Raw genomic sequence first — 21,023 nt, forward strand, 5'->3', positions numbered from 1 at the left:
TTACCTCGCCAGCCGCTGTTGAGCTTGGCCTAGGGACTCTTCCCAGTAGGCATCTGTGGCAACGATTGGGCGCAGTAGAATCACTAAGTCATGTTGGCGCTGTGTTTGGTTTTGTTGTCTAAATAAGGCACCAATCACAGGTAACCTTGAGAGCCAAGGGATGCCAGCTGTTTGATCCTCGTAGCGGGTTTGCAATAGACCACCAATCACCACAACTTGCTCGTTTTTAGCACGTATGATGGAGTCGGTTTCTCTAATTTGGCTACTCGCCAGCGGCAGTCGATAGTTTTGCGAGTTGACTTCAATAAGCTTGGTACGCTCCGAAACTTCTGCAACCGTTGGCCTAACATGGAGTATCACGTCACCGTTGTTGGCGACTTGCGGCGTTACATCCAGGGCAACACCAGAGAAGAATGGGGTTAACTGAAAGTTACTCGCAGTGTCTGCATCATCGCTGCTGCCGCCGCTTACACCAGTCACATAATATTCGTCGGAACCTGCCTTGATAACGGCCTTCTGGTTGTTAAGTGTCGCAATTCTTGGGGTGGACAGTACCTGCACATCGCCTTGGGTTTCGAGCAGCTCAACAACAGTTTCAAAGTAATCGGTGTTGAGCGACAGTTGCACCACGCCATTGAGCGTTGACTCAACCAAACCATTGCCGGTGATGTCGGTGGACAATATATTGTCGCTCACATCCATCACCTGCTGCCAATCGATCCCTGTATTGTTGCCCGCCGATAAAGAAACCTCTAATACACGCGCTTCAATGACGACTTGGGTGGCTAGGCGCTTTTCAATAATTGCTAGAAGTTGCTTGGCACGTTCGATTTGTTGTTTGCTCGCGGTCATCATTACCACGCCACTTTGGCGGTCAACAACAAGCTCACGCCCTTCGCTAGCACCAATAATCTGTCCCAGCCCTTGTTCTATAGACAGCCATACATCGTTACTTACACTGGTATCCACCTTGCTGGCTTGTTGGCTATTGGCCAGTTGTCCGGTATCCACTTGCAGTGACGCGTCACCTTGGCGACTTAAGTTGGGGTAGTTAAGGGTAAATATCTCAGTTTTGAGCTCGCCACTGTCAACGCGAAAGCCATAGCTTGTCGCCAGAGTTTCTATGCCATATAGGTCATAAACTGCTGCAAGTGTTTGCTCAAGTGTCACGTTATTTAGGTGCAGCGTGATGAGTTGATTAACTTTATCGGGCACTACAGCGTTCACACCCGCTTGTTCGGCTAAATCAACAAAAAATACGCTGGCCGGAATGGCATTTGCGCGAACATTAAAAGTGCGCGTATTAAGCGCCGCTTGTTGTAGCGTCCAAGAATCCAGCGCCTCAGGCACTTCTGGCTGTGTAAGTGGCTGAGCAGGTTTGGGTTCAGTCGCTCGCGTAAACTCAGGTTGTAGTGTTGGTGCAGGGGTTGGCACCTGGGTGGCGCACGCGCTCAAGAGGAGCGCTAGTGTTGAAGCTGTGAGTGCTCGCATCAACGCGTCTCCTGTGATGGTGTAAAAATGCTTGAATCTTGCTGTTCGAGTAGCAATATTTTTTCCTGCGATTGTCTAATAATACGGATGCGATCGGGCCAAACTTCAGCGAGTTGCCAGCCGGATACGTACTCATTTTTGCTTACCCAGCGTCCGTTTAACATGGCTCGTTTGCGCTCACCAACTATATAGATATCAGTAAGTGTAGGGTATCTAATCGGCGGTGTGGCTTGTTGTACTGGTTGAGGTTCTGGCGAAACCGGCTCGCCTTTGCTCGGTAGCATAGGGTTAATTAGCACAATGCTGGCGAGAATTAGGCTATTAAACATCAATCCACTCCTCGCTTAAGCTAATGGTATGCAAGGTAAGGCTGACAACACTGATGTTACCTTCCTGCTGTATGTTGAGTGACTGCCAAAAAATCTTCGCGCCGAAGGCCTCCACTTCTTCCAGCCAGCGCAGTACAACCAAATAGTCACCGGCCACAACAAGCTGAACAGAATGTTTAAATAGTTGGGTGTCCGCCTGGTCACTTAAAATGGGTTCGGCAGGTAGTTTTTCGATCGTGCGTACGGTGATGCCAGAGTAGTTTTTTAATAGCTTGGTCATTAGTGGTAATACATCACTTTGCCTAATCACCGAGTCGCTAAGTGCTACGACTGCTTGGTTGCTGCGGGCAACTTGTTGTTCAAGGGCGCGAATACGAGTTTGAAGCTGGCTATACTCGCCGCTGTTAATTTCTGCGTTGATACGGTTCAACGTTGTTTCTGCCGTTAAGCGTTCACTTTGCACCGAGCGCAATTGCTCTATGGCACGCTGAGGTTCAATGCTAAACGCCACAATTGCCAGCCAGCTTAACAACAGCGGCAATACGGCTGTCAATACAAGCACGGCCCAGCGCGTTTTTACATCTAATTGGTAGAACAGTGACTCTGTCTGGTAGCGCAGGGCTCTATAGGCTCTCATTGTTCGCGCCCCCCGCTACTTGCTAAGTAAAAGTTATAACCGTTGTTGTTAGCGGTGATTCCGAGCACGTTGAGCTGAGTGTCGAGTTGCATTTGCTCCAAGCGTAAAATGTAAGTGTTTAAATCCTCTGAAGCGCGAGTAATACCGGCCAGTCGCACGGTTTTGCGATTTCCTTGATAGCTCAAACTAACGGACTCTAGCCACAAGCCGGGCATTGAACTTTGGGCTAAACGGGTTAAATCTTTGGCAAAGCCGCTTCGACTTGTGCTATTAACTGAGCGAAGCGCACTGTTCAAGCCAGCAAGCGATGCTTGCTCGGCGGTCAACATTGATTCCTGCTGGCGTAGCTCTGCTAATGTTTGACGAGTTTGTAACGTATCGGTCAATAAAGTGATTTGCTGCTCAGCAGAGAGAATATCGGCCCGAGTTTGGGCGATAAGTTGTTTGGTTTCTAAGCTTTGCTGCGCTTGTTGAAACACGTAATAGGCTGAGAACGAACAGGAAAGTATCAGTAAAACGAGTACCTGATAAAGCCTAGGTTGACGTTTAATAATGGCCGGTTGTAACAAGTTGAGTTGCTTCATAAGCCAGACTCCAGAACAGCCGTTGCAGCCCCTAGCGCAATCGCAAATGCACAAGCCGAGTGCACTTTGGGAACTTGTTCAATGTAATGCGCGGCTGAATATTGGTCACATGGAACGCTTAAATCTAACTGCAGCTGATCTAAGAGTTCATCTATCACCAAATCATCGCTCATGATCATTAAGCTAGAAGGACGTTGTAGGGCCATTTGGCTTTCTAGAAAATCAAAGCTTCTTTGCACTTCTAAAGCCAAGCTATGTTGTGCAAGGCTGTCGCCTAACTGATTAGCATCGTCTAGGGATACATCAATAAACCTATGCAGTAGTAGATTGCCTTGCTGGTGAATGATGAGTTCAGATCGATTTTGCCAATCAAAAAGTATAGCCGTGGTGCCTACCTGATTAGCCGAGGCACTTGCTTTACAGACGGCCGTTTGTAGTACTTGAATTTGCTGTAAACGAAAGCCTGACTTGAAAAACCGCCGCTCTACATTGGCTAACTGTGATTTATCGGTGGTGACAACAAAGCCCATTTTACGCCGCCCGCGCCAAGCACCTTCTGGCAGTGGTATCCAGTCCATGGCTAATGTGTCAACGTCTTGATTAACAAAGTCTCTAACTTTAAACGGCAGGGCTGCTGACATCTCATCAACAGGGACATCGGGTAAATCAATAAGCTGAAGGTCGTACTTTTGATTGGCAATACTCAAGCCAAATACATCATCGCTAGCTTTCATCGCTTTTGCCAAACGTGGCAAAATAGCCTCTACGTCGTCGAATGATTGTGTCGGTTCATGACGGTAGGCAAGCATGCGGTAGCCACCTTTGCTTGGCCGCTCAAGGCGTACCATCGTAAGATGGTTATCTGAAATGGCGACACCTGTGGCTCGTCTTTCGCTCATGAATGCTCTCAAATGTAATTATTTGTGACTTTCGTCATAGTTTAGCTCTGATTTACAAAGGTTTCACGGTTGCAATGATTGAAGTTGTTTTGTTTGAACCAGAAATTCCGCCGAATACCGGTAACATCATCCGCCTGTGCGCCAATACAGGCTATCGGCTGCATCTGATTGAACCTTTAGGGTTTGACCTTGGCGAGAAAAAGCTTCGCCGTGCTGGGCTGGACTATCATGAGTTCGCCCAACTAAAAACTTACGCCAACTGGCAAGACTTCCGACAGAAAATTGCCAGTGATGCGCGCTTATTTGCCATGACAACGAAAGGTAAAAAGCACTTTCATGACATGCAATTTCAAGCCGGTGATTGGCTGATTTTTGGTCCTGAAACGCGAGGCTTGCCAGCGGAGGTGCTGCAGGATATTGGTGAAGCGAATTGGATGCGCTTACCTATGACACCGGATAGCCGTAGTATGAACTTATCGAATGCCGTGGCGGTAGGCGTGTATGAAAGTTGGCGCCAACTTAACTTCGCTGGCGCAATAGACCCTGCTAATCGTGGCGGGTAGCCACATTAATGAGGGGTTGAAGCACAGCTGAAAAACGATTGGCAAGGCGAAACGCATTATTGCGCGCTAGGCGAAGGTAGGGGTTGTTGCTGCCGAAGCCCTTGGCAAAAGCAGTCATGGCGTGGCGTATGCTGGCGTTATGCAGGCGTCTTGCTTGTTCATAGCGCTGGGCAATGATTGGGTCGCTAAGGTTTTTGCTAGCGTTTAGAAACTTTGCTAATACTTTTACATCCGAAAAGCCCAGGTTAACGCCTTGCCCAGCCAGCGGATGAATATTATGCGCCGCGTCACCAATCAGTATGACGCCGTCTTTGGCATAGGTTTTGGCGTGGCGTGCAATTAGTGGGAAACTTTGTCGTTGCGTAACGGCTTCCACCCTTACCGGTAAACTCGCAATTTCGGCGTTTAGGGCGCCCGTGAATGCCACGTCATCCAGTTCCTCTGCTGGCTCAGTAGAGCTCCAAACAAGAGACGCCTGGTTGGCTTCGTACATTGGCAATATGGCAATGGGGCCGGTTTGGCGGAAGGTTTGATAGCATTTATTTTGATGGTTGGTCGCAAGTTTTAGGTTCGCGACTTGCGCCCATTGTTGGTAATCCAGCTGTTTAACTTCAATACCAACCTGCTGGCGCAGCCAAGAGTTTGCCCCATCAGCTGCAACAATGATGTCTGCGTGCAAAACCTGCCCAGTGGATAAGGTAATTTGATTAGGTTGCCATTCACTAAGCTCGCTGTGCCAGAAGCACGTTACTGAGTTGCGATCTAGTGCTTGTTGCAAGGCGTATTGAATACGCCAGTTATCCGTTAACGCGCCAATGTGATTGCCTTGGTCGGCAAGTGTGATATCACTGCAACCATCTCCATCCGTTACCAGCATAGCGGTATATGGCGATCGCTTGATTGGCTGGGCTAGTAGGCTGTCTAACCATTGCCAATGTGCCAGGCTTACTGCCGATACACGATTGCTCAATGTTTGCCAATCGCTGCCATCGCTTCGGGCTGTCACTGGCGCGCCACGATCTACCAATGCAACTTTTTTGCCACGCAGAGCATGTGCTAAGGCGCTGCCTACCATGCCAGCGCCAACAATGATGATATCAAACTGTTGCATTGCGTTGCCCCATAGCGAACTGACTAAACCCTTGTTTGGCAATTGGATGCTGATCGAATATGGCCATGCCAAGTTGGCGTGGCAGTTGTAAAAAGGTACCCAAAAAACCTCGTGCTAGGCCATCACTAAAGTACTTGGTTTGGGTTTGATCTTGTTTTAGTCGGCATTGCAGCTGAAGTAGTTCTGTTAATCGACCCGGATCACTTTGATTCTCTCGGCAGTGCTCGCTGATATGCTGCATTGACCTGGCAACTAGGTTATAGCCCTGACCTGCCACAGGGTGAAGTGCTATTGCACTATTACCCGCTACAATTAAGCGACTGCGTACTTGCTCATCAACCTGATTAAGCATAAGTGGATACGATTGTGCTTGGCCAACCGTTCTTAATGCACCGTGTCGGTAGCCAAATCGGTTAACAACCTCACGTTTTATGTCTATATCCTGCTGATTACTCACCAATACGGCAGTAAAGTGGTCTGCCATTGGCAATAATGCTAGCGCCCCATGTGGGGTGAAGCGCTCGTAAGCAGTTGTTTGAGCAGGCTGCTGGAACTGACAATTAAACACGTGCGCATATTGCTGGTAGTTATATTGGCGCCGTTGAATCCCTAGCTTGGCTAATAATTGAGATCGGCCTCCGTCAGCCATCACGACTAATTTGCTTTGCAGCATTTGCTTAGCCAGTTTAATGCTGACGAAATCGCTAGTAAAAGTAAGCGCTGATACCTGCTGGTTGTGGAAAAAGTCGGCTTGTGGACGATGATTCCATAGTGCATGGCCTAGCTGTTTGTTGGCGATCACCTTGCCAAAAAGTGCCTCGCCTTGCTGCTCAGCGTTGAGCAGTATGCTGGCTGGCTTGTGTTGCTCGCTGATGTGAATATGCTTCATTGGCGCACCATCAACCTCACCAACACCCCAGTGCTTTAGTAACGCTAGCGTGGTGGCGCTGATAGCACTCGCCCGATCGTCAAATGATGGTGAAAGGCGCTCGGACCCTGGTGGTTGATTGGCATCGACTAGTGCAACTTTGCCACCTAGGGCAATAAATGGTTTAAGTGCGTTCAGCAGCGATAGACCGGCTAGCCCACCACCAACAATGACTATGTCGTACATGCGTTTACCTAAGCGTGGCGCCATAAGAGGCGACAGTATACCCAACAACTCGCTGAGTTGAATGGACAACAAAAACAAAAAGCGCCCGCAGGCGCTTTTTAATGTACTGGAATTTGCTGTAGGCAGTTTACTTAGCAGCTACCTAAACGATTCCACACGTACCAGTTGTTGCCACCGTTATTGGCTGGGTTGTCACCCGTTGTCCACCAACGTGCTTGGTACACATTGCCTTCAAACGATACCGTGTCGCCTTGTAGGTAGACTTTATCGGCACGCCATGCTTCATCGCTACAAGTGCCAGGCACTTCAGTCACAACAGGTGTTGCTGTAATAACTGGCGTAGCCGTAACCACTGGTGTCGCCGTTACAACAGGCGTAGGTGTAGTGACAGGGGTTGGCTCATTGCAGCTGTTGGTTAATACCCAAGCTTGCTGCCAGTAAATTGAATCACCTGGAGCATAAGCTGAGTTGCTGCACCAGCCGCCTACACGACATTCATAGGTGTTGCCAATGTTGGTGACTTTGTCGCCTTGCTGGTAAGAAGCACCTGCTTGGTATGCTGTGCCACAAGTACCACCTGAAGGTGGTGGTGTGACCACAGGCGTTGCAGTTGGCGCTGGTGTTGCAGTTGGCACAGGCGTCGCAGTTGGCACTGGTGTTGCGGGTGCATCAATCTCGATCACTGCGGTGTAATTGGCGTTGTCGGCGTAAACGATATTCGCAGTGGCCGAACGCTGCGGTGCAACATCGCCATTTTGCTGCAATTGGCCAATACGAGCGTTGGTGATTTGACCGTTTACGGCTAATGCTAGTTCATATGCCCAGTCTTGAGCCGCCATAGCTGAGGTTAGGGTGTAGCTAACACGGTCAACGTCGTTACCTTGCTCGTTAAACAGGCGGAACGTTACCGTTGTGTCGGCCGCTAGGTCTTGGCGCGCTTGTAGACGGTCGATTTGTTTCCAAGGTGTGTCGATTGCATCCCCTGGGAATACAACGTCCATACAGGTGTAAAACGCTTCGCCAGAGTCTGAGCGTTGCCATACATTGTAGATAACGTGCTTACCAGTGCGGTTTGGCAACTTAACGGTCATGTCATAATAACCGCCTTTTAGGCCGTCAACCTTGATTAGTGGCACATCACCCACAATACGATCGAACTCTTCGATGTTATCCCAAGTTAGGGCTTCGTTATTGTAGCCAGGCTTGGTGACGTAAAAGATCCAATCTTTTGTGCGGTGTGGTGCGGTACCCCAGAAACGGAAGGTGTACTCGCCGTTGGCGTCCGCTACAATTGGCGTTGCAGTCCAGTCATCACGCACTAAATCTAAACCACGATACCAGTTGCCATCACCAGAGCACAGGGTGCCGTCTGGTACAACAGCGCGGTGATTGCTGTCTGCGTTTGCTTGCGCAATGGCGTACGGATCGTAGAACTGCAGAGTGCCTGATTTTGCCGTCGCTGCTGCACAGGCTGGGTCTTGTGGGTTTTCGATGTTGCCTTGGGCACACACATAAGCGCGGGCCGGTGGGTCAATCATCGTACCATGAGCTGTGGCCTGCGAAGCACTGAACAAAGCGCCACCTGCCACAACCATAGCTACTGAGTTAGACAGTAACTTTTTCATTGAATACCTCCGAAGCTCGATTGTTATTTTTTTGACACGAGCGCCCTCAATAATAGTGGGGACCACCTGATGTAGATCATGGTGAACTGTAGGTATGCGACCAGTTTCACATTCTAATAGTGGTAAAAATGTAGTGAAAATGTTGGGAACGTTACTGATTGAAATGTTGCTAATGGTTTAGGTAAGTTGCTGCGATCTTGAATAATTATGCAGGGATGTATGCTTTAGTGAAAATACTGGTTGGTTTGAAAAGCTAACCCATTTGGAGAGGAGGAGGTTTGTAGTAGGTTAACGATGAGTAAGGACCGTCAGCACATGATTTTCCCAGCGACCGTTAATTTTTAAATAGTCTTTCGCTAGCCCCTCTTTAACAAAGCCTAATCTTTCAAGCAAAGCACCAGAGCGTGTGTTGTGGGGCATATAGTTGGCCATAATTCGATGTAAGCCTAGTTCATTAAACGCATAGTCAATGACATGTTGGCAAAATGGCTGCATGAGCCCGTGGTTTTGATAAGCCTCATCTATGCCATAGCCCATATAACAGGCCTGAAATGGGCCTCGTACAATATTTGAAAGCGTGCAATGGCCGATGATTTGCTGGTTGTGCCACATTAACCAATGTGCCTCATGCTGCTGTGCTTGTGCATTCAGTATGCCGGCCATGCGTTGGTTAACTTGCTCAAGCTGGTAGAAATCATATGAGCGTTTAGGTGACCAAGGCTTAAAGTGGGTTTGATTTCGCTGGTAATAGTCGGCGATTGCTTGGCTATCTTGTTCGGTTAGTAATGCAAAATGCATGGTCTAGTCCTTGGTCTGGCAGGCAAAAAAAAGCCGAACCCGAGGGTCCGGCTTTTTATCATTCTGGCAGCGCCAGAACGAGTCCAACACTGCAAGTATAAACAATTGTTGCCGAATGACTACCTTTACCTACGCGCTAGTCTGTTTCGAATAGGTAAGGCTAGCCTTGTTGCAGACACAAAAAAGCCGAGCAATGCTCGGCTTTTTGATGCTTTGATGTGTCTGCGCAGCAGACTCAAACCATCTGCTCTTATACTGAGTAGTATAGGTCGAATTCTTTCGGGTGAGTGGTTTGCTCAACCGCTTCAACTTCTTCCATTTTCAACGCGATATAAGCGTCGATCATGTCGTCAGTGAATACACCGCCACGAGTTAGGAACTCACGATCTTTGTCTAGTTCAGACAATGCTTCACGTAGAGAGCCTGCAACCTGTGGAATCGCCGCAGCTTCTTCTGCTGGTAGGTCGTATAGATCCTTGTCAGCAGCTTCGCCTGGGTGGATCTTGTTCTGGATACCGTCGATACCAGCCATTAGCATAGATGCGAATGCTAGGTATGGGTTAGCCGTTGGATCCGGGAAGCGAGCTTCTACACGCTTACCTTTTGGTGAAGCAGTGTATGGGATACGGATTGAAGCAGAACGGTTACGCGCTGAGTAAGCTAGCATAACTGGTGCTTCGAAACCTGGGATCAGACGCTTGTAAGAGTTAGTTGAAGCGTTAGTGAACGCGTTCAATGCTTTAGCGTGCTTGATGATACCACCGATGTAGAACAGAGCCATTTCAGAAAGGCCTGCATACTGGTCGCCAGCGAATTGGTTTTCGCCATCTTTCCAGAAAGACTGGTGAACGTGCATACCAGAACCGTTGTCACCAACGATTGGCTTAGGCATGAATGTAGCAGTCTTGCCGTAAGCGTGTGCAACGTTGTGTACACAGTACTTAAGGATCTGAGTTTCGTCCGCTTTAGCAACTAGTGTGTTGAACTTAACGCCGATTTCGTTCTGACCAGCGTTCGCCACTTCGTGGTGGTGAACTTCAATTTCTAGGCCCATTGCTTCCATCGCGTCACACATTGCGCTACGGATGTCGTGGTGGCTATCAACTGGTGGTACTGGGAAGTAACCGCCTTTAACGCGAGGACGGTGACCAGTGTTGCCGTTTTCGAAGTCGTCAGCAGTCGCCCAAGCACCTTCTTCAGATGTGATCTGGTAAGAAACGCCAGACATGTCTAGCTTCCACTTAACAGAATCGAACAAGAAGAATTCTGGCTCAGGACCGAAGAATGCAGTGTCACCTAGACCAGTAGTCTGTAGGTACTCTTCAGCGCGGCGAGCAACTGAACGTGGGTCACGCTCGTAGCCTTGCATCGTTGCTGGCTCGATGATGTCACAACGAACAATAACAGTCGCGTCTTCAGTGAAAGGATCTAGGATCGCAGTGCTGTCGTCTGGGCGTAGAATCATGTCTGATTCATTGATGCCTTTCCAACCAGCGATTGAAGAACCATCGAACATTTGGCCGTCTTCGAAGAAATCTTCGTCGATAGACTTAGCAGGGATAGTAACGTGCTGCTCTTTACCACGGAAGTCAGTAAAGCGTAGGTCAACCCAACGAGCTTCGTTTTCTTTGATCAGATTCAGAGTTTTCTCTGACATGTTTCACTCTCCACGTACTGGCATGTTGCCTTGTGAGTTAATCTTATTTTGTCATCGCTAGTGCGCATTCTGGTGCGCTAGCGACTATCTGGTGAACTATTTGCAACCGCTGTGCCAAGTTTTTCAATTGCGCCATATTCTGCCGCAAAGCCGCATGCTTAGCTGCGTTTCTTTATGGTGCATAACTATGTGGTCTGACTGCATACAACCACGCTAAGGGTTTATAGTGGTGCGGGTGCACCTTTTTAGTGCAATGGTCGCTCGGTCACCTCGTCATTGTAGTGGACACAATGCCAAATCGCAGAGTTTTTTGTTGGCTGATATAATAACCATAAATTTATTAAGCCATTATGTCCGCTATGAATGTTCTGCTAAAGCTCTCGCCAGAGATAACGATTAAAACGAACTCCATCAGAAAGCTAATGATCAAGCACTTGCGGGCGAATGTTCGTAACACGCTGACTCGGATTGATGAACGAGTGAAGGTTAAAGGCACCTGGGATTCGCTAACGGTTCTAATAGACGATTCGGTCAGTTCTGAAAAACGCGAAAACATGCTACAAACGCTTTGTCGAATTAGCGGTGTGCAGCAGGTGCTTTCGGTTACTACGCACCAATTTGAGTCTTTCGAGCGAACGCTAGAGCTATTAATGCCAGCCACATTGCCCGAAATTGCCAACAAATCCTTTTGTGTTCGCGTACGTCGTGTTGGTCAGCATGATTTTTCATCACAAGATATTGAGCGCTATTTGGGTGGTGGGTTACTTAAGTTTGCTAATAACGCTCGGGTTCAGCTGAAAAAGCCAGATGTTGAGGTTAAGTTAGAGCTCGTTGATGACCAGTTAAGCATTATCACGGAACGGCGTTTGGGTCTGGGTGGTTACCCTATGGGCTCGCAGGATCAATGCATGGCATTGATGTCCGGTGGTTATGACTCACCTGTTGCTGCCTATCGAATGATGCGCCGTGGCGTTAAAACGCACTATTGCTTCTTTAATCTGGGCGGGCCGGCGCACGAAAAAGGTGTGAAAGAAGTGACCCACTATTTATGGCAGCAATATAGCGCATCGCATCGAGTTTATTTTGTCTCGGTGCCGTTTGAGCCCGTGGTCAATGAAATCTTGGCGAAAATCCCTAATGGCTATATGGGTGTTGTGCTAAAGCGAATGATGCTGCGAGCGGCAGCTCGCATTGCGCAAGGGGCGAATATCCCAGCCTTAGTGACAGGCGAAGCGATTGCACAAGTGTCGAGTCAAACGATGCAGAACTTGTCGGTGATTGACCAGGTTACCGAGCAACTCGTGCTGCGCCCGGTTGCGACTGAAGATAAGCAAGTCATCATTGATGAAGCGCAAAAAATTGGTACGGCGAAATTTGCCGAGGTAATGCCCGAGTACTGTGGCGTTATTTCTAAAAAGCCAAATACTAAAGTTCAGCTAACAGATATTGTCGAGGCCGAAGCCAACTTCGATTTTTCTGTGCTGAACAGAGCCATCGAATCTGCCGTGCGCACTCGTTCAGATCGATTATTAGATGATAATGACATCGTTGAGGTGGCGCAGGTGTCTACCGTTGGCGACAATGAAGTGGTTATTGATATACGCCATCCAACTGAGGTGGAAGCGCACCCATTGCTCATTGAAGGTGTGAAAGTGTTGAACGTGCCGTTTTATAAGTTGCGCACTGAAGCGGAGCACCTGGATTCAAACAAGCAATATTTGCTCTATTGTGACCAAGGCGTGATGAGCCGCATGCAGGCGGTGTATCTAGCAGACCAAGGCTACCAAAATTTTTCAGTCTTTAAAAAATGAGCTGCGAAGCGGCAACAAAAAACCTAGATGACAAATGTGCCTAACGCGCTATGCTGGCGATAGGTTGTTAAAGGAGTGGAATGATGCAGTGTCCTGCGTGTCAAAACACAATGAAAAAAGTGACTGTGGCTGGCATTGATGTAGATGTTTGTCATGGTGGTTGTGGTGGACTGTGGTTCGACCAGTTTGAGTTTAAAAAGTTTGATGAGCCGCATGAAGAGGCTGGTACTGAACTGCTAGAAGTGCCGGTAGATCCTGCCATTGTTGTGGATCATGAAAATAAGCGCGCTTGCCCAAATTGCGATGGTTTTATCATGATGCGCAACACCTATAGTGTGAAGCGCGAAGTTGAGATTGATACCTGTGCTGGCTGTGCAGGCGTATTTCTCGACGCTGGCGAGCTCAATATTATTCGTGGTCAATATGAATCAGAAGACGCGCGCAAAGCTGCTGCCGTAGCGGTATTTGAAGAAGTGTTAGAGCCTGAGTTAGAGCTTCGCAAAGGGCAAACGCAAGGCGCTGTTGAGCAGAGCCGACGCTTTGCCAATATGGTCAAATTTGTCTGCCCGTCATACTACATTCCAAACAAACAAAAATGGGGCGCCTTTTAAGCGCCCTAGCTGAAGTTAAGTGCCTGCACCACCTGTTTGAACTAACCATTGCTTATGATACTGGCCCTGTTGGGCCAGTAGTGTTTTGTGGTCGCCAATCTCAATGATTTTACCATTGTCCACTACGGCAATTTGGTCGGCATGCACAATAGTAGATAAGCGATGGGCTATCATAATTACGGTACGGTTTTTCGAGATAGTCCGCAGTGAACGTTGAATCGCTGCTTCCGTTTCATTGTCGACAGCACTGGTTGCCTCATCAAGAATGAGAATTGCAGGGTCTTTTAACAAAGCGCGTGCTAAGGATAAGCGCTGACGTTGGCCACCGGATAGCATGATGCCACGCTCACCTACTTCTGTGTCAATGCCGTTTGGTAAGCGCTCGATGAACTCCCACGCCTCGGCCATTTTGGCTGCCGCAATGATTTCACCTTCATCGGCATTAGGTTTGCCATAAGCAATGTTCTCTTTAATGCTACCGTCGAACAAAAATACATCTTGGCTAACCAAGCCAATATGGCGGCGCAGCTCGGTAAGTGAGAGTGTTTCAATATTGATGTCGTCAATAGTGATAGCGCCGGATTGTGGTTGATAGAAGCGCAGCAGCATCTTGATTAGTGTTGATTTACCAGAGCCTGTCGCGCCGACCATTGCAAACGTGGTGCCGGCTGAAATTTGGATGGAAACATTTTCCAGCCCAGCGCCTGAACTTGGGTACTTAAATACCAAGTTAGCGATGTCTACCTTACCTTTAACCGGAGACGGTAGGCTGGCAGTGCCGCTGTTAGGCACTGAAATCGGCGTTTCGATTAGACCAATAATGCGGCGCACACTGGCCATGGCTCGCTCGTATAAGTCGATCACCTCCGCTAGGCCTGTCAATGGCCAGAGTAAGCGTTGGGTTAAGAATACCAGTACGCCATAGGCACCAATATTAAGCTCACCGCTGAGTGCCTGCAGACCACCAATGACAAACGTAAATAGAAAACCGGTTAGTACCGCCATGCGAATTAATGGAATGAAGGCTGAACTAACCCGAATGGCTTGCCGGTTAGCCTGCACATAGTTTTCGCTGTCTTGCGCTAAGCGCTGGGCTTCTATTGATTCGGCAGTAAACGACTTGATGGTTGCCATGCCGCTGATGTTGTTCGACAGACGATTGCTCAGCGTGCCGACCTGTTCGCGTACTTTGGCATACAAGGGCGTGGCGCGTTTTTGAAAGTAAAAAGCACCCCAAATAATGATTGGAATAGGGGTAAAGGCAAGCAAAGCAATGAGCGGCGAAAGAACAAAGAACACCGCGCCAACTGCCACAACAGAAACGAATACCTGAATAATGGCATTGGCACCACCATCTAAAAAGCGTTCTAGCTGGTTGACGTCATCGTTCATTATGGCTGTGAGCTGGCCAGATGAGCGTGTTTCAAAAAAGCCCATGTCTTGCTGCTGAACATGGTTGTATGCATCTTGGCGCATATCGGATTGCAGATTTTGCGCCAGGTTTCGCCACAGAATTTTTAATAGGTACTCAAACAACGACTCCCCAGCCCAAATTAAAAAAGTGATGATGGCCAGTGCCGTGATCTGAGATTCTGGCGTCGTTAACCCCAGCTTGGCAACAAAGCTATCTTCTTGATTAATTACAACATCCAGTGCGATGCCGATTAAGATTTCGGGCGCAATATCGAATAGCTTGTTGATAATAGAGCAGGTGGTCGCTGCAATAATCCGTCCTCGGTAGCCTTTTGCGTACCTTAGAAGCCGAATGAGAGACTGGAAGCTAGTAAGTGATTCGGTAGACATGACCACTCCTTTTGTTAAGAAGGCGCCATGGTAAGAGTTATGAAAATAATTCTCAATCACTAACTGGATCAAAATGTTTGATGGAACTGATCAAATATTACCGCTATTCGTTGCACTAGAGGTTGCTAAGCTTTGTCTATTGCTAATAAGGAGTGAATGATGGCGCAGTTACTGAAAGCTAAGCAGCATGATATTGGCGGGCTGTTTGTGAAGCGGGTGCTACCGAACGCCAAGAAGCGAATGGTAGGACCTTTTATCTTCTTCGATGAAATGGGGCCGGGTGGGTTTGATGCCGGCCACGGCATTAATGTTCGCCCACACCCACACATTGGTCTATCAACATTAACGTACCTTTTTGAAGGCAGTATCTTACATCGAGACTCCTTAGGTAATCGGTTGGAGATTAGCCCTGGTGATGTGAACTGGATGACTGCAGGGAGAGGCATTGTGCACTCCGAGCGCGAAAGTTTGGAAGTGCGTGCCAGTAAGCATTCCATCCACGGTTTACAGTCTTGGATAGCGCTGCCTAAAGAACTGGCAGAAATAGAGCCGAGTTTTACCCATATAAAAAAGCAAGACTTGCCCGAGCATATTGATCAGCAAGTGATGGCAAGGCTCATTGTGGGTGAGGCTTACGGGATGAGTTCGCCGGTGAAAACCTATAGCCCAATGTTCTACATTGATGTTGTAGCCGGTGCGGGCAGCGAGGTAGAGCGTCCTAATCCAGCGCAAGAAGCAGCCCTCTATGTGATCAGCGGTCAAGTGCAGCTGGGTGAGGGGGTATATGAGTCAGGCGAAGTTGTCATGTTCGATGACGAGCAAGTACTAGTCGCGCTGACGAACGCTAGGTTTGTGCTGTTTGGCGGTGAGCAGTGGCAGGAAATACCACATATTCATTGGAACTTTGTCAGCTTTAGCAAAGCGCGGATTGAGCAGGCACGAGAAGATTGGCAAGCCGGACGTTTTCCTGCGATACCAGGGGACGACAAAGAGTTCATTCCTTTACCGTAATGGCGACTTGTTAGTCTTTAATCGATTTTATGAAGCGTACCATCTGGAAGGTCGCTTCATTATTGATGCACTTACCAATGTCGTAGGCAAGTGTTCGCCTGCTTATGCTACTAAATAAGCCACAATGAATCGTGCTGCCCGCTATGTAGTGCTGTTGGCGTGTATTATCGGTTAGACGAGGTGGTTTAATGATGGTCCAGTTTAAACCACTGTTTTTTACGATTGCTTCTTGCGCGGCTTTGTCTGCTAGGGTTGCTTTGGTGCTAGGAAATATCGTCTTGGTTACCCAGCGGAATGCTTTGCCTTGATTGCTCGGGTACTCCCCAGCTAAGGCACCGGTAACACAAATTAGGCGTTGCACACCTTGGCGCTTACAAGCTTCCACAATATGGGTGGTTGCATCGGCTAAGAATACATCGGTGTAGGGGCGGCGTGCGCCTAAGCATATGACCACAGCTTCACACCCTGCGAGCACTTCATCTGCAACGTCTGCAATCTCACCTACTACTGCACCCTCTAGCCCAGGTTGTCTGCTATGCATAGATAGCTCACAACCAAAAAGCTTTGCAAGTTGTTGAATGGCTTGACCGGTAGCGCCGGTAGCCCCAAAGAGTGCGAGTTTCATATTGGCCTAATAACTATTTTTGCTAAGCATAGATGAAAAGGCCTTCAATGCTAAGACCTAAGTCAAGGTCAGCGGCTTTTTATTGTTCGAATAATTCGAACAACTGCGACAAATTCTCCTGATATCCAACAGGTCTGCTGCTCGCTATAGTTTTGTTAATTCTAAAAGTAAGAAACACATTTGGAGGCAGGATGGACTATATTCGCAAAGCACATGAGCGTGGGCATGTAAATTTTGGCTGGCTGGATAGCAAACATAGTTTTTCATTCGGCAACTATTATGACCCGGCTCATATGGGTATCTCGGTTCTACGGGTGATCAACGACGACACAGTCATTGGTGGTGCCGGTTTTGGCACTCATGGTCACCGTGACATGGAAATTATCTCGTATGTTTTGGAGGGTGATATTGCTCATAAAGACAGCGAAGGTAATGAATACGTCATTCCAGCGGGGGATGTGCAGCGTATGACCGCAGGCACCGGGATTACACATTCCGAGTTCAACGCAAATTCGGATAAGCGCCTTAAGTTCCTGCAAATCTGGGTGCTACCCGAGTCGCAAGGGCTGAAGCCAGGATATGAGCAAAAGACAATTGCACAAAACGGGCCGGTGACAACACTTGTTGCTAAGGGTGGGCAGAATGGCGCCTTGCATATCCATCAAGATGTTCGTATCGACCGCGTACAACTCGACTCAGGCGAGTCGATAGCACTAGATAACGGCGCTCGTGTTGGCTATTTACATCTGTTTGCTGGTAGTGCGCAAGTCAACGGCCAGACATTTGAAGCTGGGGATGCTATTGGTGTGGTACAGCTAACCGAGTTGACAATCGACGCGGGCGCCGAAGGTGTAAAAGCGCTTTGGTTTGATTTACCTGCTGTGCAGTAACTGTTGGGCCGAACCAGTTGAACAATAAAAAGCCCGCTCAATTGAGCGGGCTTTCTAATAGCGCTAACTATATGGATAGTTACAATGGATAGTTACAGAAATCGATTATTCAACAATCGCTTTCATGTCAGTCATGTAGCCACGTAGCTCTTCACCAACGTACTCGATGTCGTGGTTGCGGATCGCCGCGTTCACTTCTACAAGACGCTTGTTGTCTACTTTCGCGTTACCTTCAAGACCTTTACCGATCACGTCTGTGTCGATCTTAGACATGAAGTCAGCCAATAGTGGCTCAGCAGCGAAGGCGAATAGGTAGTTACCGTATTCAGCCGTGTCAGAGATAACAACGTTCATCTCGTACAAACGCTTACGAGCGATGGTGTTAGCAATCAATGGCAGCTCGTGTAGTGACTCGTAGTAAGCCGACTCTTCAACGATGCCAGACTCAACCATGGTTTCGTAAGCTAGCTCAACGCCCGATTTCACCATAGCTACCATCAAGATACCGTTGTCGAAGAACTCTTGCTCATCGATAGTACCAGTGAATTCTGGGTAGTTTTCGAAGGCAGTCTTGCCAGTTTCTTCACGCCAGCCTAGTAGGTTCTTGTCGCCGTTCGCCCAGTCTTCCATCATTACGCGTGAGAATTCGCCAGCGATGATGTCGTCTTGGTGCTTGCGGAACAAGTCACGCATGATCACTTTTAGCTCTTCAGCTAGGTCAAATGCTTTGATCTTAGCTGGGTTGCTTAGGCGGTCCATCATGTTAGTGATGCCACCGAATTTAAGTGCTTCGGTTACTGTTTCCCAGCCGTACTGTAGCAAGGCGCCGGCGTAAGATGCGTCAACACCTTTTTCAACCATCTTGTTGTAGCACAAGATAGAACCAGCTTGCAGCATGCCACATAGGATTGTCTGTTCACCCATAAGGTCAGACTTAACTTCGGCAACGAAAGATGAAGCCAAGCAGCCTGCACGGTGGCCACCAGTTGCTGCCGCCCATGCTTTAGCGATGTCCCAGCCTTTGCCTTCTGGGTCGTTCTCTGGGTGTACTGCAACCAATGTTGGCACACCGAAGCCACGCTTGTATTCTTCACGTACTTCAGAACCTGGGCACTTAGGGGCAACCATTACAACGGTAAGGTCTTTACGAATCTGCATGCCTTCTTCAACAATGTTGAAGCCGTGGCTGTAACCTAGTGTTGCGCCTTCTTTCATTAACGGCATAACAGCGTTAACAACAGAAGAGTGCTGCTTGTCTGGTGTTAGGTTGATTACCAAGTCCGCAGTTGGGATTAGGTTTTCGTAGGTATCAACGTTGAAGCCGTTCTCAGAAGCGTTTTTCCAAGACTGGCGCTTTTCAGTAATTGCCGCTTCACGTAGTGCGTAAGAAACGTCTAGGCCAGAGTCGCGCATGTTCAAGCCTTGGTTAAGACCCTGAGCACCACAGCCAACGATGACTACTTTTTTGCCTTTAAGAAAGTCTGCTTCAGTCGCGAATTCTTCACGATCCATGAAACGGCACTGACCCAGTTGTTCTAGTTGCTGACGCAAGTTCAGCGTATTGAAATAGTTAGCCATGATTAGCTCCTCCGTTATCTATGCTGCGCACTATAGACAGTGAAATGCTTTGCGTAAAACGCTATTATTGAAAAGTAGTTTTGCAAAAAGTGAGAAGTGGTGGATATTCGATTATTAGATCAGTTCGCGCGATTGCCTAGATACTCGTCGTTATCGCAGGCTGCAATGGCTATGCATACCAGTGTTAGCACCTTAAGCCGAAATATTGCCAAGCTTGAGCACGCTGTTGGTCAAACCTTGATAAAGCGTGACGGTAAGGTGCTGACATTAACAGTGGCCGGCAACGAGCTGCTTCAAACAGCCAGCGAAATGAGTGCGCTCTGGTCGGACCTAAAGTATCGCTTAGCGGCAGATAAACTCGTAGCAGGGCAGGTGCGCCTTTATTGTTCGGTGACGGCCGCCTACAGTTTGGTATCGCAGGCACTACAGCTATTAAATTCAGAACAGCCGAATGTAGAAGTACTGATTGAGACAGGTGACGCGGCGCGGGCGATTGAAAAGCTGCAAAGTAATGAAGCTGACTTCGCCATTGCACCGCTTGCCGCGTCGCAACCCGACGGAATTGTTGCTCGTGAACTCATTAACACCGATCTAGCATTTGTTATTGCGCAAGGGCGAGCCCCTGAGTCGCTTCGTTTAGTCGACGCCTTGGCACAGGATCTACAGTTTATTGTGCCCGAGCGCGGCTTAGTTCGAGAACGGTTTGTTGCTTGGTCACAGCAGTCAGGAATCGAGCCCTCTATATATGCTAAAGTAGCAGGTCATGAAGCCATTGCTAGTATGGCTTCGCTCGGTATTGGAATCGGTATTGTGCCGCGGCTGGTGTTAGACAACAGTCCAATGAAGGCCAAGTTAGTTGAACTCAATACCATGGTTGCGCCACGGCCAATAACTGTAGGACTATGCGCAAGAGAAAAAGGCTTAGTAGATCAAGCTGTGGCTGCTTGTTGGCAGTCGTTGGCAACGATCAACATTAAATAGGATGAACTAGATGAACGAACCGCAGATTGAGAAGCATCGCAATAAAGGCATTTATTTATTGCCTAACTTGCTCACCACAACAGCACTTTTTGCTGGCTTCTATGCGATTGTTTCAGCAATTGAAGGTAACTTTGAGCAGGCGTCTATTGCCTTGTTTGTTGCTATGGTCTTTGATGGACTTGACGGGCGCGTCGCTCGCTTAATGCGCGCCCAAACTGCTTTTGGCGCTGAGTATGACTCGTTATCTGACATGATTGCCTTTGGCTTAGCCCCAGCATTAGTTGCCTTTCTCTGGGGGGTTCAGGATATGGGTAAGATCGGCTGGGCGGCTTCGTTTGTATATGTATCCGGAGCCGCATTGCGCTTAGCAAAGTTTAACACCCAGATTGATGACCCTAATATTGATAAGCGCTACTTCTATGGGTTAGCTAGTCCAACCGCAGCAGCATTAATAGCTGGATCGGTGTGGGTATTTTCATCATATGACCTTGCAAGCGAATGGACGTCGCTAGTACTGACTGCAACATTAATAGCAGTTGGTTTACTAATGGTGAGCAACGTTCGTTACTTCAGCTTCAAAACCTTGGGTATAAAAAGAAAGGTGCCATTTATTGCGATGCCAGCAATGATCATGATCTTTGCCATGGTTCTACTAGAGCCTGCAATAGTGCTTCTTTCTATGGCTGCTACTTATACTGTCTCTGGGCTGGTTATTGAGTTTTGGCATTTGAAAGGACGAAAGCGTACAAAAAACAGCCAATAAGCCTGTTAAATGGATGAATAATGATCAAAAACCTAAGTCTTTGATCTTTAAAGCAAAAAAGTCATAAAAACTTCAAAAAAAGTGTTGACGCATTTGGCTTTGTCTCTATAATGCGCCTCCACACCAGCGGGGCACAGCCAAA

20 protein-coding genes are annotated in these 21,023 nt (G+C 48.1%); 7 read left to right on the plus strand and 13 right to left on the minus strand.

Annotated elements, in window-relative coordinates; all coding sequences use genetic code 11:
* From DUW71_RS13605 to DUW71_RS13625, 5 genes are read right to left on the minus strand one after another with little or no spacing between them, the layout of a single operon-like run.
* Positions 1-1,491: a type II secretion system protein GspD gene (locus DUW71_RS13605; protein ID WP_119395807.1), complete on the minus strand. Its 1,491-nt coding sequence runs from the start codon at positions 1,489-1,491 to the stop codon at positions 1-3.
* Positions 1,491-1,820, minus strand: a complete 330-nt coding sequence (locus tag DUW71_RS13610) for a hypothetical protein (RefSeq protein ID WP_119395808.1) — start codon at positions 1,818-1,820, stop codon at positions 1,491-1,493. Before DUW71_RS13610 ends, DUW71_RS13605 begins: the two co-directional genes overlap by 1 nt.
* On the minus strand, positions 1,813-2,457 hold the full coding sequence (locus tag DUW71_RS13615) for a hypothetical protein (RefSeq protein ID WP_119395809.1): 645 nt from the start codon (positions 2,455-2,457) through the stop codon (positions 1,813-1,815). Before DUW71_RS13615 ends, DUW71_RS13610 begins: the two co-directional genes overlap by 8 nt.
* Positions 2,454-3,041 (minus strand): hypothetical protein, encoded by a 588-nt coding sequence (locus DUW71_RS13620; protein WP_119395810.1) that lies wholly within the window; start codon positions 3,039-3,041, stop codon positions 2,454-2,456. The genes DUW71_RS13615 and DUW71_RS13620 overlap by 4 nt, the downstream gene beginning before the upstream one ends.
* Positions 3,038-3,940 (minus strand): hypothetical protein, encoded by a 903-nt coding sequence (locus tag DUW71_RS13625; protein WP_119395811.1) that lies wholly within the window; start codon positions 3,938-3,940, stop codon positions 3,038-3,040. Before DUW71_RS13625 ends, DUW71_RS13620 begins: the two co-directional genes overlap by 4 nt.
* A 74-nt stretch (positions 3,941-4,014) precedes the next feature.
* Here DUW71_RS13625 and trmL point away from each other — a divergent pair, with 74 nt between their 5' ends.
* A complete protein-coding gene (gene trmL, locus DUW71_RS13630; RefSeq protein ID WP_119395832.1) occupies positions 4,015-4,503 on the plus strand; it encodes a tRNA (uridine(34)/cytosine(34)/5-carboxymethylaminomethyluridine(34)-2'-O)-methyltransferase TrmL in 489 nt (162 codons plus the stop codon).
* Here trmL and DUW71_RS13635 read toward each other — a convergent pair.
* The 5 genes from DUW71_RS13635 to glnA form a co-directional block, all read right to left on the minus strand.
* Entirely contained in the window at positions 4,487-5,614 is a 1,128-nt protein-coding gene (locus tag DUW71_RS13635) for an FAD-dependent monooxygenase (RefSeq protein WP_119395812.1), read from the minus strand. The two genes, trmL and DUW71_RS13635, sit on opposite strands and share 17 nt — an antisense overlap.
* Positions 5,601-6,728, minus strand: coding sequence for an FAD-dependent monooxygenase (locus DUW71_RS13640; RefSeq protein ID WP_158584099.1), 1,128 nt, complete (start codon positions 6,726-6,728; stop codon positions 5,601-5,603). Before DUW71_RS13640 ends, DUW71_RS13635 begins: the two co-directional genes overlap by 14 nt.
* 131 nt (positions 6,729-6,859) lie before the next feature.
* Positions 6,860-8,353 carry a lytic polysaccharide monooxygenase gene (locus DUW71_RS13645; protein WP_119395814.1) on the minus strand — a complete coding sequence of 498 codons (1,494 nt, stop codon included), beginning with the start codon at positions 8,351-8,353 and terminating at the stop codon, positions 6,860-6,862.
* A 288-nt stretch (positions 8,354-8,641) separates the two neighbouring features.
* Positions 8,642-9,151, minus strand: a complete 510-nt coding sequence (locus tag DUW71_RS13650; protein ID WP_119395815.1) for a GNAT family N-acetyltransferase — start codon at positions 9,149-9,151, stop codon at positions 8,642-8,644.
* 250 nt (positions 9,152-9,401) lie between these two features.
* Complete coding sequence (gene glnA / locus DUW71_RS13655; RefSeq protein WP_119395816.1) at positions 9,402-10,808, minus strand: glutamate--ammonia ligase; 1,407 nt, start codon at positions 10,806-10,808, stop codon at positions 9,402-9,404.
* Between the two features lie 359 nt (positions 10,809-11,167).
* Here glnA and thiI point away from each other — a divergent pair, with 359 nt between their 5' ends.
* Positions 11,168-12,619 (plus strand): tRNA uracil 4-sulfurtransferase ThiI, encoded by a 1,452-nt coding sequence (thiI, locus tag DUW71_RS13660; protein WP_119395817.1) that lies wholly within the window; start codon positions 11,168-11,170, stop codon positions 12,617-12,619.
* A gap of 83 nt (positions 12,620-12,702) precedes the next feature.
* Positions 12,703-13,230, plus strand: a complete 528-nt coding sequence (locus tag DUW71_RS13665) for a TFIIB-type zinc ribbon-containing protein (RefSeq protein ID WP_267896669.1) — start codon at positions 12,703-12,705, stop codon at positions 13,228-13,230.
* A 15-nt stretch (positions 13,231-13,245) separates the two neighbouring features.
* On the opposite strand, the gene DUW71_RS13670 is transcribed toward DUW71_RS13665, so the two are convergent.
* The gene (locus DUW71_RS13670; protein WP_119395819.1) at positions 13,246-15,033 is read right to left on the minus strand and encodes an ABC transporter ATP-binding protein; all 1,788 of its coding nucleotides are present in this window, start codon (positions 15,031-15,033) and stop codon (positions 13,246-13,248) included.
* A 159-nt stretch (positions 15,034-15,192) separates the two neighbouring features.
* Here DUW71_RS13670 and DUW71_RS13675 point away from each other — a divergent pair, with 159 nt between their 5' ends.
* On the plus strand, positions 15,193-16,044 hold the full coding sequence (locus DUW71_RS13675; protein ID WP_119395820.1) for a pirin family protein: 852 nt from the start codon (positions 15,193-15,195) through the stop codon (positions 16,042-16,044).
* A 10-nt stretch (positions 16,045-16,054) separates the two neighbouring features.
* Here DUW71_RS13675 and DUW71_RS13680 read toward each other — a convergent pair whose 3' ends face one another.
* Entirely contained in the window at positions 16,055-16,669 is a 615-nt protein-coding gene (locus tag DUW71_RS13680; protein ID WP_119395821.1) for an NAD(P)-dependent oxidoreductase, read from the minus strand.
* Between the two features lie 191 nt (positions 16,670-16,860).
* Here DUW71_RS13680 and DUW71_RS13685 point away from each other — a divergent pair, with 191 nt between their 5' ends.
* The gene (locus DUW71_RS13685) at positions 16,861-17,559 is read left to right on the plus strand and encodes a pirin family protein (RefSeq protein WP_119395822.1); all 699 of its coding nucleotides are present in this window, start codon (positions 16,861-16,863) and stop codon (positions 17,557-17,559) included.
* Between the two features lie 105 nt (positions 17,560-17,664).
* Here DUW71_RS13685 and ilvC read toward each other — a convergent pair whose 3' ends face one another.
* Positions 17,665-19,137 (minus strand): ketol-acid reductoisomerase, encoded by a 1,473-nt coding sequence (ilvC, locus tag DUW71_RS13690; RefSeq protein ID WP_119395823.1) that lies wholly within the window; start codon positions 19,135-19,137, stop codon positions 17,665-17,667.
* Between the two features lie 99 nt (positions 19,138-19,236).
* Here ilvC and ilvY point away from each other — a divergent pair, with 99 nt between their 5' ends.
* Positions 19,237-20,118 carry an HTH-type transcriptional activator IlvY gene (ilvY, locus tag DUW71_RS13695; protein WP_158584103.1) on the plus strand — a complete coding sequence of 294 codons (882 nt, stop codon included), beginning with the start codon at positions 19,237-19,239 and terminating at the stop codon, positions 20,116-20,118.
* A gap of 10 nt (positions 20,119-20,128) precedes the next feature.
* The gene (gene pssA, locus DUW71_RS13700) at positions 20,129-20,881 is read left to right on the plus strand and encodes a CDP-diacylglycerol--serine O-phosphatidyltransferase (RefSeq protein ID WP_119395825.1); all 753 of its coding nucleotides are present in this window, start codon (positions 20,129-20,131) and stop codon (positions 20,879-20,881) included.
* Positions 20,882-21,023 lie beyond the last annotated feature (142 nt).

Source organism: Salinibius halmophilus, assembly GCF_003577475.1.
Taxonomy (GTDB): Bacteria; Pseudomonadota; Gammaproteobacteria; order Pseudomonadales; family Natronospirillaceae; genus Salinibius; species Salinibius halmophilus.